The 12,781-nt window shown below is 57.5% G+C and carries 13 protein-coding genes and 1 pseudogene; 7 read left to right on the top strand and 7 right to left on the bottom strand.

The genetic code is table 11. From position 1 onward, the window contains the following. Positions 1–62 precede the first annotated feature (62 nt). Together ACVWZJ_RS04395 and ACVWZJ_RS04390 are read left to right on the top strand one after the other, a co-directional pair. On the top strand, positions 63–767 hold the full coding sequence (locus tag ACVWZJ_RS04395) for a hypothetical protein (protein WP_457394868.1): 705 nt from the start codon (positions 63–65) through the stop codon (positions 765–767). A gap of 205 nt (positions 768–972) precedes the next feature. Beyond that, positions 973–1,269, top strand: a complete 297-nt coding sequence (locus ACVWZJ_RS04390) for a DUF2470 domain-containing protein (RefSeq protein WP_011431796.1) — start codon at positions 973–975, stop codon at positions 1,267–1,269. 19 nt (positions 1,270–1,288) lie between these two features. Here the strand turns inward: ACVWZJ_RS04390 and grxC are convergent, their stop codons facing one another. The 3 genes from grxC to ACVWZJ_RS04375 form a co-directional block, all read right to left on the bottom strand. Next, positions 1,289–1,549, bottom strand: coding sequence for a glutaredoxin 3 (gene grxC, locus ACVWZJ_RS04385; protein ID WP_011431797.1), 261 nt, complete (start codon positions 1,547–1,549; stop codon positions 1,289–1,291). A 92-nt stretch (positions 1,550–1,641) separates the two neighbouring features. Beyond that, positions 1,642–4,437 carry a DNA polymerase I gene (gene polA / locus ACVWZJ_RS04380; protein ID WP_457394866.1) on the bottom strand — a complete coding sequence of 932 codons (2,796 nt, stop codon included), beginning with the start codon at positions 4,435–4,437 and terminating at the stop codon, positions 1,642–1,644. Positions 4,438–4,465: 28 nt separating this feature from the next. Further along, positions 4,466–4,669: a hypothetical protein gene (locus ACVWZJ_RS04375; RefSeq protein ID WP_457394863.1), complete on the bottom strand. Its 204-nt coding sequence runs from the start codon at positions 4,667–4,669 to the stop codon at positions 4,466–4,468. A 107-nt stretch (positions 4,670–4,776) separates the two neighbouring features. Here ACVWZJ_RS04375 and ACVWZJ_RS04370 point away from each other — a divergent pair, with 107 nt between their 5' ends. The 4 genes from ACVWZJ_RS04370 to cpdA all read left to right on the top strand — a co-directional run bounded on the left by ACVWZJ_RS04370 (position 4,777) and on the right by cpdA (position 8,180). Further along, the gene (locus ACVWZJ_RS04370; protein ID WP_457394860.1) at positions 4,777–5,460 is read left to right on the top strand and encodes a polysaccharide deacetylase family protein; all 684 of its coding nucleotides are present in this window, start codon (positions 4,777–4,779) and stop codon (positions 5,458–5,460) included. Positions 5,461–5,523: 63 nt separating this feature from the next. Further along, the gene (locus tag ACVWZJ_RS04365) at positions 5,524–6,282 is read left to right on the top strand and encodes a PspA/IM30 family protein (protein ID WP_414400768.1); all 759 of its coding nucleotides are present in this window, start codon (positions 5,524–5,526) and stop codon (positions 6,280–6,282) included. Between the two features lie 263 nt (positions 6,283–6,545). Beyond that, positions 6,546–7,070 carry a photosystem II reaction center PsbP gene (psbP, locus tag ACVWZJ_RS04360; RefSeq protein WP_011431801.1) on the top strand — a complete coding sequence of 175 codons (525 nt, stop codon included), beginning with the start codon at positions 6,546–6,548 and terminating at the stop codon, positions 7,068–7,070. A 315-nt stretch (positions 7,071–7,385) separates the two neighbouring features. After that, positions 7,386–8,180 carry a 3',5'-cyclic-AMP phosphodiesterase gene (cpdA, locus tag ACVWZJ_RS04355; RefSeq protein WP_011431802.1) on the top strand — a complete coding sequence of 265 codons (795 nt, stop codon included), beginning with the start codon at positions 7,386–7,388 and terminating at the stop codon, positions 8,178–8,180. Here the strand turns inward: cpdA and ACVWZJ_RS04350 are convergent. After that, complete coding sequence (locus ACVWZJ_RS04350) at positions 8,177–9,001, bottom strand: ABC transporter permease (RefSeq protein WP_011431803.1); 825 nt, start codon at positions 8,999–9,001, stop codon at positions 8,177–8,179. The two genes, cpdA and ACVWZJ_RS04350, sit on opposite strands and share 4 nt — an antisense overlap. Then, the gene (locus ACVWZJ_RS04345) at positions 8,998–9,927 is read right to left on the bottom strand and encodes an ABC transporter permease (protein ID WP_457394856.1); all 930 of its coding nucleotides are present in this window, start codon (positions 9,925–9,927) and stop codon (positions 8,998–9,000) included. Before ACVWZJ_RS04345 ends, ACVWZJ_RS04350 begins: the two co-directional genes overlap by 4 nt. Positions 9,928–10,085: 158 nt before the next feature. On the opposite strand from ACVWZJ_RS04345, the gene ACVWZJ_RS04340 reads away from it, so the two are divergent. Continuing rightward, the gene (locus ACVWZJ_RS04340) at positions 10,086–11,240 is read left to right on the top strand and encodes a homocysteine biosynthesis protein (RefSeq protein WP_011431805.1); all 1,155 of its coding nucleotides are present in this window, start codon (positions 10,086–10,088) and stop codon (positions 11,238–11,240) included. A gap of 46 nt (positions 11,241–11,286) precedes the next feature. On the opposite strand, the pseudogene ACVWZJ_RS04335 reads toward ACVWZJ_RS04340, so the two are convergent. Both ACVWZJ_RS04335 and csaB read right to left on the bottom strand, forming a co-directional pair. Next, a pseudogene (locus ACVWZJ_RS04335) lies at positions 11,287–11,470 on the bottom strand (hypothetical protein); the annotation flags it as partial. Positions 11,471–11,674: 204 nt separating this feature from the next. After that, on the bottom strand, positions 11,675–12,760 hold the full coding sequence (csaB, locus tag ACVWZJ_RS04330; protein ID WP_414406849.1) for a polysaccharide pyruvyl transferase CsaB: 1,086 nt from the start codon (positions 12,758–12,760) through the stop codon (positions 11,675–11,677). Between the last annotated feature and the right edge of the window lie 21 nt (positions 12,761–12,781).

Genomic DNA, 12,781 nt, shown 5'->3' with positions numbered 1-12,781 from the left:
ACTCCGTCCCGCTAACGCGAATGGAAACAAACAGAATGCTATCGCTGCATAGTTGAACAGTGATGTTCAGCAGTGTTCAGCGTAAATGTATCAGCATGTTGTTGGAGCTAACCCCAGAAGAATGCGAATCGGTGATTCCGGTGGTGCCAACGCGCCTTCAGTATGCGGCTTACTGGAGCGATGCCCTCAAGAGCACGGGCCGCATCATCACGGCCATTTTGGTGGGTGTGGCGCTGCTGGTTCTTTCCCGCGCTTTCGGCGAGGGATCCTTTCTGGGGGCAATCGCCTTCCTGGTCGGGATTCTCTCGTTGCTCTATCCCTTCCTGTGGGGGCCGCTCTATACCATCTCCCGCCGTCAGCTAGCCTTTCGCGAGATTCCCTATGGGGGATTGTTTTTTGGGCAGGTGTTGCGCACTCGCCGCTTCGAGGTGGTGGTGGAAGAGCGAGAAAAGCTGGATGAAGAGGGCAACTTCTACATTGAAGAGGTGCGGGAGCGCCAGTTTGAGATGGAAATTGGCGATGAGACCGGAGTCGTCTATCGTGTGCGGGCCAAGGACGATCCCCGCTACAGGCGAATTGTCAAAAAGCAATCGGTGCTCGGGTTGGTGAAAGCCTATTCCCGCGATTTGCAGCGCCGGCCCACTTTGAGCGAGGTCTACGTGGTCAAGCTGGGGGAGTGGGTGGGAGATGTCTCCTATCTGGATCGGGAGGCTTTTTTGGATATGGCAGATGAGCTGTTGGAGCTACAGGCCCAAGGACAAGCTTGATCCCCTGGATCCCTGGTGTTCTCTGGGATGGAGGGGAAGGGATCCCTGCCTTTTTATTCTGAAACCTAAACGGCTGCCTATCCGGGAGCGCCGCTTTTAACGCTGGGTTAGCCGCATTATTGTACTGGCCAGGGGTAGGGTTGGGTAGTTTACTGTGGACTGGCGGGAGCTTTAAACTGAGGGCTGTAAGCTAAAAACAACTGCCATGGGCGATCCTCTCACCCCCCAAGTTAGCGAGCGCATCTGCAAGCACATGAACGAAGATCATGCCGATGCAATAGCCCTCTACGCCAGGGTCTTTGGCCAGGTGGAAGGAGTTACCCAAGCCCGCATGCAGGCCATTGACCCGGAAGGGATGGACTTGCGGGTGCAGGTCGACGGGGCCGTACAAACGCTGCGGATCCGCTTCGACCACCCCCTGCGGGACTCCGAGGACGCCCATCAAACCTTAATTGCCATGGTGAAGCAGGCTCGCGCTCAAGTTAAACAGGCTACAAAGTGATGAGAGATACAGTTGAGGCTTAGCTGGCCTGCTGTAGGAGCAGATCCAACTGGCCGCGAGCCTCTAGCGCGTAAAGATCGTCGCAGCCGCCGATATGCTGGTCGTTGATGAAAATTTGCGGCACCGAACGGCGGCCGTTGGCCCGCTTGGCCATTTCCGCCCGTGCTGCCTCGTCTCCATCGATGGCGTACTCGATATACTTCACGCCTTTGCGATCCAGCAGTTGCTTAGCCCGGATGCAAAAGGGACAAAAACGCCAGGTGTAAATCTCAACAGTCATAAGAAAACAACAAACGCTTTTACATAGCTTAACATTTTCACGGAGCCGGGATCCCTTTCCTTGCAAACCTGGGGTTTTCTGCCTCCCATGGTCTAGTTGGCTTCCTTCCAATTGTGGCCAATTTGGATATCCACCACCAGCGGTATGGAGAGGGGCACTGCTCCTTCCATTTCCCTTTGGATCAGCGGTTTTAGGGCCTGCCATTCCGAGGGATCCACCTCAAACACTAGCTCATCATGCACTTGCAGGAGCAAGCGGGAACGAAAGTTCTGCAGCTTTTGCTGCAGGCGCACCATTGCTACTTTGATGATGTCTGAGGCGGATCCTTGAATGGGAGCATTCACAGCTGCTCGCAATTCCGCTTGTTTGCGATGGCCTGTCAGACGAGACAAATTGGGAAAATAGCGACGGCGACCCAAGATCGTTTCTACATAGCCATGTTTTTCCACAAAGGCTTCGGTGGAGCGCAGGTAGGCGAAAATACCGGCGTAGCGCTCGTTAAATCGCTGTAAAAATTGCTTGGCTTCCGACAAAGAAACCCCCGCAGTGCGGGCAAAGCGCTGCGCTCCCATGCCATAGATCACCCCATAGTTGATCGTTTTGGCCAGGCGGCGTTCTTCGCTGGTTATTTCCTGTTTTTCCAGGAGCAGACGGGCGGTTAGGGTATGCACATCTTCCCCTGAGCGAAAGCCTTCCAGCAAGGCAGGTTCTTGGCTGAGGTGGGCCAAAATGCGCAGCTCAATTTGAGAGTAATCTGCTGCCGCCAATAGCCATCCCTCTTGGGGAATAAAAGCTTGTCGAATCCGGCGACTGAACTCGGTGCGAATGGGAATATTTTGCAAGTTGGGGTTTGAGGAGCTGAGCCTGCCGGTGGCAGTAACGGTTTGGTTAAAGTCGGTGTGGACTCTGCCGGTATCGCTTCTTACCAGGGCGGGCAGAGCATCCACATAGGTCGATTTTAGCTTGGCCAAGGTGCGGTATTGCACAATGGTTTCGATGAGAGGATGATCCCCCTCTAGCTTTTCTAAAACTGAGGCATCAGTGGAATAGCCAGTAGCCGTTTTGCGGGTTTTGCGAATGTCCAATTTCAGCTTTTCAAAGAGCAGGGATCCCAGTTGCTTGGGAGAATTGAGGTTAAAGGTTTCTCCAGCCTGGGCATAAGCTTTCTGCTCCAAACTTTGCAGCTCTTGTTCCAGCTCTTGGGAAAATTGCCTCAGAAACTCGGTATCAACGCGAATGCCGATCCACTCCATCTCTTCCAAAACTTGGGCCAAGGGCAGCTCGACTTGAATAAAAAGATCCCACAGGCGTGGATCGGTTTTCTGCAGCTTTTCGGTGAGGATTGGCACCAGACGATAGGCACAATAGGCGTCGGTTCCACAGTATTCTGCAACTTTGGAAATCGGGATATCGGCAATGGACTGTTCCTTGCCCAGCAACTTTTTGTAGCTGGTGGTTGGCAAACCCAAATGGGTAGCTGCCAAATCGGCCAAGTTGTGGCTGGCTTCTGGATCCAAAACGTAGCTGGCCAACATGGGATCAAACTGGATCCCTTGCAGGCGGATCCCGTGGGCGCGGAAAATGCTCAGGTCGTACTTACAGTTTTGTAGGCTTTTGGGTCGGTTGGGATCTTCCCAAAGGGGTTGCAGGCTTTGTTTCACCAGCTCCCAATCCAGGTTGGATCCCTGGCGGTGGCCGATGGGCAAGTAGGCGATATCTCCCTCTGACCAACAACAGCCGATCCCCACCAATTGGGCATCCCGTGGATCTAGACTGGTGGTTTCAGTATCCCAAGCTACAATCCCTGGGCAGGTCAACAGCTCTTGCCGCAACAGCTCCAGTTGCTCCGGCGTATCGATGATGCGCACCGCCGGCAGAGAAGGGACGGGATTGAGGGCAAAATCAAACCACAGGGCTTCGTCAGGAGCGTTTGCGGGATCCCCGGTGGGATTAAAAGCGCCAACCACCTCTGCCTCGGTTGGGATCCCCCCCAAAGCCGTTTGTATTTTGCGCACTTGGGCGATGAAGCTGTGAAACTCCAATTTTTCCAGCAGCGGCAGCAATTCTGCTTGATCAAACCCGGTTAATTTCATGCTCTCCCAGTCGGGAGAAAGAGGAACGTCGCATTTGATCCGAGCCATAAATTGCGAGTGATGGGCCGCCGGGATCCCTTCTTTGAGGTATTGCTGGACTTTTCCTTGGATCTCGTCCAGGTGGTCGAAAATTTCATCCAAACTGCCGTAGCGCTCCAGCAGCTCCACAGCTCGTTTGGGGCCGATCCCTTTCACCCCGGGAATGTTGTCAGAAGGGTCACCACAGAGGGCCTTATAATCCACCACCTGCCAAGGCCAGATGCCCAATTTTTCTTTCACTTGTTCGGGGCCAAACTCGCTGATGCGATCTTTGCTGTTGAGGTGCAAAACCCGAACTCTTCCATCGGTATCGATCAACTGGAACAGATCTTGATCGCCACTTAAGATCTGCACCCGGTAATCTTGGGGGGCTAGCCTACTGAGGGTGCCCAAAATGTCATCGGCTTCAAAACCAGGCACCACCAAAATCGGGATGCGTAGTGCCGTCAACACCTGCTTCAGGTTCTCCACATCTTCGATAAACTCCGGTGGCGTTTCCGGGCGGCCTGATTTGTAGGTTTCGTCGGCCTCGTGGCGAAAAGTGGGCTGCCGTGTATCAAAGGCAACGGCTACATGGGTAGGGGTGTATTTGTCCAAGACTTCTAACAGCGATTTCAAAAAGCCAAAGCTGACGCTGGTGGGGATCCCAGTGGAAGTGCGCAACCCCCCCTCGCGGCTGTAGGCAAAGGCGTAGAAGGAGCGATAGGCCAGAGAGTGACCATCCACCAGCAGCAGTGTTGGAGTTTGCCAAGCCATCAGCTGATACCTTGAGGGTGAATCTAGCCTATCGGATCTGGGCTATGGGCAGAAGGGATCCCACATCCGTCTCAAGAACTCGAGCGGCGGGCTGCTGCCGACACCCAATGGCAACTTCTGTAATCACAATCTGTAGGCACAATCTGTAATCACAACTGGCTAGGACGAGATCCAAAAGCCCATCGACGGGCCCGCCAACCCTGATTTCCGTTTTGCGGGCTACAATGCTCATGCCCATTTTTTCAATTGGTTGGCTCAATCGGCAATACCTAAATTTGTTACCCAGTTGATCACCCAAAGCATTGCCCTCTGGTTCTGGACAAAATACAGCCCACCACAATGCTCTTCTCTTCTCAGCAAATCCTGCCCCCATCTCTCTACCCACCCCTGCATTGGGGCCTCAAGACCCTTTTTCCCGACGGCCTGTGGGAGTTGCCGGCAGATCCCCATACCCAGCGGGTGGCTCTGACCTTTGACGATGGCCCTCACCCTGAGTACACCCCTGCTTTGTTGCAGGTTTTGATGGATTTTCAGGTGCCGGCCACGTTTTTTGTGTTGGGAGAACGGGTGCAGCGCTGGCCCCACCTGGCCCGTCAGATCCGCCAACAAGGCCACCGCATTGGCCTTCACGGCTGGCAGCATCGCTCCTTCACCCAGCTTGCCCCTGGAGAGCTTTATCAGAGCCTGAAGCGCAGCCAAACCACCCTCGTGGCTGCCTGTGGCGGGATCCCTGACGATTATCGGGCTGTGCGCCCGCCCAATGGCTTGTTTTGGCCGCAGACGCTTGCGGATTTGCGCCGTTGGGGCTTTTGTCCGGTGATGTGGAGCGTGGTGCCTGAGGATTGGCTGATCCCACCGGTATCGGTGGTGGTGGAGCGGGTGCTGGCCCAGGTGCGGCCTGGCTCCTTGATCGTGCTGCACGATGGGGTAGAGGGGGGATCCCAAGTGGCTGAGGTGACGCGGCAGTTGATCCCAACTTTGAAGAAGCGGGGATTTGAATTTGTCCACTTGCCGGATCCCTGAGATCTTTCCAGTTGGGGAGAAATTAAATACAGTAGAGGCACGCGTAGGCAAGAGGGTCAAGCCATGGGCGCACGCAAGATCATCTACGGCATTTTTGGGCAACGGGCCGGCAGCGTCATCGTCGGAACTTGGAACTGGCTGTGGGGGATCCCGGTGGAGAAAGGTGGCACAGGGGCGGTGATGGTGGCGGAAGAATCCCTACGCACGATGCAGGAGACGGTTCAGCGTCTCACGGAAGCCGTTGCCACCCAAGTGGCTGCCTATCAGCGAGCTGAACAAAAGTACATGCAAAAGGTGCGGGAGTACCAGGCCCTGGAGAACAAAGCTCGCCTGGCCGCCCAACGGGGCGATCAAGAGGCTGCCCGTCTGGCTATGTCCCAAGCGCTGCAAATTGAGGCCATTCTCGGCCCCCTTAAGGAGAACGTGGAAACTGCCGAGCGCTACGTCAACGCCGCCAAGCAAAAGCTGGCCCGCGAGAAAGAGCGATTGGCCGCTTACAAGAGCGAGCTGAGCAACCTCAAAGACATCAACGAGGTGAACCAAGCTCTGGAGCAGATGGCCCGCGTCAACAATTCCTACAACATCGACTCGGCCAAGTCGCAATTTGAGGCGGCGAAGAATGCTATCCAGGCTCGCCAGCTCAGATCCCGAGCCATGAGCGAGCTCTCGGAAGATCGCAGCGAGCAGATTGCTGCCCAATTGGATGAAATGGCCATGGACGATGAAATCTCCCGCCGCTTGGCAATGCTCACCGGCCAAGGAGGTGCCCAAGCCAACCTGCCGCTACCGGATCTGGATTTCGAGAAGCGGCTCCCCCAATAGCGGCAGTTGCTTCCAAGCTTGGGGATCCCTCGCTTTTCAACCCACGTCGGCAACCCCGCTGCTAAGTTGCAGGGGGAGTTTTCCGTTGGGAATTGACGGTCAACGGGCTAGAGGGAGTGCGCTCGTACTAGGATGATAAAGGAACAATAGGCAACCCATCTGAGGAGAGGATCCCAGCAATGTCAGCAGCACGAGGCGCGCATTCTGCCCGATCAGGCCTGTGGCCCACTTACGCAACCAGCCCGTGGCTGTCTAGAGCGCTGTTGCTGCTCTGTGTCTGCCTCAGCTTGGTGGTCGGTGCCTGTTCCGCGGGCTCTAACCTGCGGGCCTACAGGGATCCCAGCGGAGCCTTTGCTTTTGCTTACCCCAACGGCATGGTGGCGGTCAATCTTGGGCCGGGGAAAGGGCCGGTGGTACTCCTGCGCGACCTGGTGTACGAGACCGAGAACGTCAGCCTGATGATCGCCCCGTTTGACAAGGGGGAGACGATTGCCGATTTGGGCAGCCCGGCTGAGGTGGGGCAGTTGGTGGCGGAGAAGATCATTGCTCCTGAGGGATCCGGTCGCTCGGCCAAGCTGTTGGCTGCCGAAGCCTTTGAGCGGCAGGAGCACCCCTATTACCTGCTGGAATACCAAACCGATATGGGATCCCAGCTTCGCCACGAGGTGGTGACGGTGACCGTTCGGCACCATCGCCTCTATACGCTGACGGCCTCTACCCAGGAATCCCGCTGGCCTCAGGTGCAGGCTGCTTTTAGGAACGTGGGCCGCTCTCTGAATGTTTCCTAAGGCTTTCTCAAGGGGTTGAACCGGGTTGACGGACTTGGGTAGGTTAAGGTTGAGCCCTTTAGGGCTGAGTTATGGTCATTTTAGGTTGGGGGCGAGACGCCTGGGCTACTGAGAAAAGCCTTGTGGTTCTGGGAATTATTGCTCCGCAACGCTGACGCGAAGACGCGACCAACGTTTCGGGTGTGGGTGCAGTGTCCTAGCTTGAATCGAAATGACCCTACCTACTGGTTCCAGCCGGGCCATCTGGTGTTAAAACGTAAAACGGTAGTGTTTTAAACCTGCGGAGATGGGATCCCACCCTCTTGGGCCTGCTCTATGACCGTATACGTGGTTCAGATCAGCGACCTGCATCTGTTTGCCAAGCCCCATCACCGGCTGCTGGGGGTGGACACGGAAGCCTCTTTCCTGCAGGTGCAAAAGGCCATTGCCGCTCTGGATCCCTTGCCGGATCTGCTGCTGCTTACCGGAGATCTCTCTCAAGATGGCAGTGCGGCATCTTACGCCCGTTTGAGAGCCCATTTGCAGGCTCTCCCCATCGATACTTACTGGTTGGCAGGCAACCACGATCGCCTGCACACCATGAACCAAGAGCTTCATGCCGAGCGGCTATTTGGGGACAAGAGCTTCAGCCGGGAAAATTGGAGCTTTATTTTGTTGAACTCCCTCGTGCCCGGCAAAGATAGCGGTTACCTGACGGAGCGCACGCTGCTGTGGCTGAGACAGGAATTGCAGCGGAGCAAAGCTGCCCAACACCATGTTTTGTTGGCCCTGCACCATCCCCCTTTTTCGGTGGATTCTGCCTGGCTGGATCAAAGTGCCCTGCAGCAGCCGGAGCGGTTGTTTGGGGTTCTGGACGAGTTCGACCACATCCGCCTCGTTGTATTCGGCCATATTCACCAAGACCTGCACCGCCGGCGGGAGGGGGTTGATTACCTGGCTTGTCCCTCAACCTGTGTGCAATTTCGTCCCAAGAGCCCCCAGTTTGGCCTGGAGGTAATTCCCCCTGCCCTGAGGCAGATATGGTTGGAGCGAGATGGCAGCTTCAAAACTCAGGTTCAACGGGTGGGAGCTGCTCTGCAACGGCCCAACCTGGCCCTGAAGGGATATTAGCTCTCCCCCTCTTGAACCTCTGTGGGGGGTAGCCCGATGGCCTGCCCCAAACAGACGCTGGCCCCCAGCAAGGCCAACCACCCCGGCAGCAGCGACAGGAAGGCCACTGCAGCCACCAGGGTATTGTTTCCCCCTTGCAAAAGGCTGTAGAGCAGCATTGGCAGCGTGAGAACCCGCCCACCGCCGACAAAGAAGGTGAGCAAAAATTCGTTCCAAGAGATCAAAAAGGCAAATACCGCCCCAATGGCTGCCCCAGGGGCAATGAGGGGCAACGTCACCTGCCACCACACCTGCCAGGGATCCGCCCCCAAACAGCGGGCCTGCGCCTCGTAGCCGCGGTCGAAACGGGCGAACACACTGCCCATCACCAGAGCCATGTAGGGAATGGTGGGGATCAGATGCACCAGCACCACCCCCAGCAGGGCACCGTCTAGCCGCAGGCGAATCAGCACCCCTTGGATCCCCATCAGCACAGCCAGAGGAGAGGTGATGACGGGCAACAGCAGCAGCAGGCGCAGCCAGGCAGGCACGGGACGGGTGCCCAAAACTCGCCCTGCCGGGATCCCCACCCCCAGGGCCAGCAGGGTGGTGAACAGGGCAATTTGCAAGCTCTGGCCGAAGGCTGCTCGGAACTGGGATCCCCAGCTCAGCAGTTGCTGCCAACCGGCTATGCTCCATGCCCGGGGCAGGGCATCGGGAAAATACCAGGCCCGCGTGAAGGCCCAAAGGGCCAGCACCCCAAAGGGCAAAGCCCAAAGGAGGGCCACTCCGGCCACCCCAAGGCGGAGCAGGGATCCCCCAATCCATCTGCGTCCTTTCACGGCTTTCTCCAAGGACTCCGTCCCGCTGAGCCAAACGGCAGCTGCAGAAAGGATACTCTGGCTGCAAACAGCCCTCCGATTAGGCTGACCACCGCTGCCGAGACAGCCAGCAGGATGATCCCCAGCGCCACCGCCTGCTGCCGCTGCTCCAGGTTGATGTGGGTGAAGCGCTGATAGATCAGAACGGGCAAGGTGCGCGGGTAGGTGGGCCCTAAGAGCAAGGGAACCTCAAAGGCGCTGAAGACAAAGCCGAAGATGAGAATCCCGGTGGCCAGCAGCCCCGGCCTGAGCAAGGGCAGGGTCACATACCAAAACGTTTGGGCGGCAGAAGCCCCCAGCAGCCGAGCCTGTTGCTCCAGCTCGGATCCCATCCCGCGCAGCAGCGTCAGCGCCACCAGAGCGGCAAACGGGATCTCCTTCCAAAGCCAATAGAGCAACACCCCCACATAGCCGCGGTCGTTCACCCACAAGGGAAAATCCTGATCCGAGGCAATCCAGCCCAGTTGGAAGGCCAGCCGCGCCAGCCAACCGCTGGGCCCCAGCAGCAGCAGCATCCCCGCCACCCCCACCAAATGAGGAATCGGCAGCGTCAACTGGCCAAGCCAGATGGCCCACCCCCCCACCCCCCGCAACAGCAGCGCCAGCCCCAGCCCCAAAAGCAGCGCCAACCCCGTTGCCAACAGAGCGATTCTGAGGCTGAGCAACAGGGATCCCCTGACTTCCGCATCCCGCAGCAGCTCCCCATACCCCTGCAGGGTAAACCCCCTCTCGCCCAGGCCGTAGAGGCCCACACTCTGGGCCAGAGCCAGCAGCAGCCCCCCGCCGTAGAGCAGGCCCACCAACCCCAACGCCGGCAAAAGCGGCCCATACTGCCGGATCCCCTTAAGCCCCACCGGCCCAGATCCCCGTCCATTTAAGCTATTCATTGAGCCAGTCCCAAGAGCTGCCTCACGAGAGAATTCAAGATGGGAGCGGATCCCTCCTTAAGAGAGGAAAGAGCAGTGGGTAGTGAGAAGGAAGTATGCTCACGCCTCTTATTCCTCCACACCGCCAACGCGACCAACCATTGCGATCTTTACATCCCATGGAGAGAACCCTAGACCAGATTAACCAACGCATTGCCAAAGGCCAGGTGCGGGTGTGGACGGCCCTGGAAGCCAAAGCCAAGCTGGCCACCTTGGGGATCCAGGAAGCCTTTGAGCAGGTGGATGTGATCACCACCGGCACCTTTGAGCCAATGGAGTCTTCAGGAGCCATTGTGAACCTGGGCCATACGGATCCGCCCATCAAGATTCGCCAAGCTTGGCTGAACGGGGTACCGGCCTATGCCGGATTTGGCGCGGTGGATCTTTACCTGGGGGCAGCCCAACCCAGCGAGCAAGCGGATCAAGCCTATGGGGGCGGCCATGTCATTGCCGACCTGGTGGCGGGCAAGCGCGTCCATTTGCGGGCCATCGGCCAAGTGACCGATTGTTACCCCCGCGCCGACTACGAGACCACCCTGACTCGGGATCAGCTCAACCAGTTTTACCTGTTCAACCCCCGCAATGCCTACCAAAACTTCATCGTCGGGGTGAACGGCGGGGATCGGCCTTTGTACACCTACTTGGGTCTGTTGGAACCGCATCTGGGCAATGCCGTCTATTCCAACCCGGGAGAGCTATCCCCCTTGTTGAACGATCCCCTGTTGCGCCGGGTGGGGATCGGCAGCCGCATCTTTTTGGGAGGCGGCATCGGCTACGTCGCCTGGGAGGGCACCCAACACTTTCCGCTGCAAAAGCGATTGCCCAACCAAACTCCCATCGGCCCGGCGGCCACTCTAGCCCTGATTGGAGATGCCAAGCAAATGCAGGCGGAATGGGTGAGGGGCTGCTACTTCCGCAACTACGGTCCCAGCTTGATGTTGGGGGTCGGGATCCCCATTCCCATCCTCGCTCCTGCGGATTTGGAGGCCATCGCCATCCGGGATGAAGAACTGGTGGCACCGGTGATCGACTTTTCCATTCCCCGCCGGGTGCGGCCCACCTTTGGCTTGGTGAGCTATGCCCAGCTCAAATCCGGCCAGATCACCCTCAATGGCCGCAAGGTTCGCACCGCTCCCCTGGTCAGCCTGCGCCGCTCCATGCAAATTGCCGAAATCCTCAAGCAATGGATAGAAAGCGGCCAATTTACCCTCACCCAACCTGTCGCCCCCCTGCCCCTGGATCGGGAGTTTCTCCCCCAAAACCCTCTCAGGTGACGTCCTGATACATTTACGCTGAACACTGCTGAACATCACTGTTCAACTATGCAGCGATAGCATTCTGTTTGTTTCCAACCAGAATGGCGGTATCCCGCAAAGCTTTGAGTAGAATACCCAAAGCGCAGTTTCCGTGTCGTCTTACTACCAATTTTCTGCTTTGCTTTGGCTACCATGTTGGCAGACTCGAAAGTAAACAGAAAGATCAACTGGTAGTAATCCGTACTGAACATATTATACATTATTTTCAGTATAGTTGAGCTTATTATTGACTAGAGTCATGCTCCCCTCAATGAATTGGGAGCCTCCTCAAGCGGATGCACGCAGCGCTTTGGTTCGGGGACACCGTGCCTCCCTACTTTTGGGGTAAAGCAGCTCTCCAGAAGAACCGCTACCGGAATTCGCCCTGGCAGCAACTTCTCCAGGCAACCCCATCAACCCCACTTCAGGTGCTGTCTCAACAACTGAGCGTGCTGAGCCGATTGCCTCGCCCACAGGTCAGCTTGGGCAGGGCTGAGAGCTAGGCTCTCTGAGTAGCAGGCCAGCCAAGCTTGGTGTAAGGCTTCAGGATCGGTGGGCATCTCCTGCAGATCCCAGCCAGGCATGCCCAATTCCTGGAGCAGCGTTTTCACCTTGGGATCGTAGCTGAGACCAAAACAGGCGCAGCCCTCTGCCGCCGCCATCACCAATCCGTGGTAGCGCATGGTGATCGCCAGCCTGACACCCCGAAAGACTCCTTTCAATAGACAGGGATCCCGAATTTCCAGCACTTGGCTACGGTGGGGTAGGCGCTGCTGAAGCTGCTGAGCCAAGTGGTAGTCTGGCCCAAGGTCAGGGGATCCGGGAGGAGCCAGCTGAAAGGGCACGAAGAGAAGGTATGCCCCCGTGGAAGCCTGGAGACGCTGTAAACCCTGGCTCAAAGCTTCTAGACAGGCTCCAGTCAGTTGCGGATGCGGACGCAAGACCACAGCAATGCGGGGCTGAGGCCACGTTTCCCATTCCGGCAAGGTTTTGGACGGCAAACTCCAGACGGGATCCGGAGCCACCTGGTGAGGGATCCCCCACTCTTGCAGCCATTGGGAGGCAACCCCATCCCGCACACTGATGGCCGTGCAACCTGCCAACGAGCGACGGGCTAGTGCGCGAATCCACCCCCGCTGCAGCGGCCCGATCCCCTGGGCCCAGGCAACGGTTCTTAGCCCCCATCGCTGGGCTAGGCCCATCACCCCCAGGTAGTAGAGAGGGCTGCGCCAACTGGTGCGATCCTGCAGCAGGCCACCTCCACCCCAGATGAAAGCCTGGGCCTCCTGGAGACAGCGCCGTAAAGCCAAACTGTTGAAGCGCGGATAGGCCAGCACCCCATAGGTGGCAGCCGTTTCGGCAGGGCGACGGGAGAGCACCACCGGCTGTACGGGGCTGGGCAACTGCTCTAGCTCTCGTAAGAGAGCCAGCAACAACGCCTCATCGCCGGCATTGCCGTAGCCGTAGTAGCCACAGATCAAAACCTGTGGCCGTTTCATCGAGTCCATCTGAGTAACAGG

The sequence above is a fragment of the Thermostichus sp. OS-CIW-29 genome, from assembly GCF_054058195.1.
This window is presented reverse-complemented; position numbering and strand designations above follow the sequence as displayed.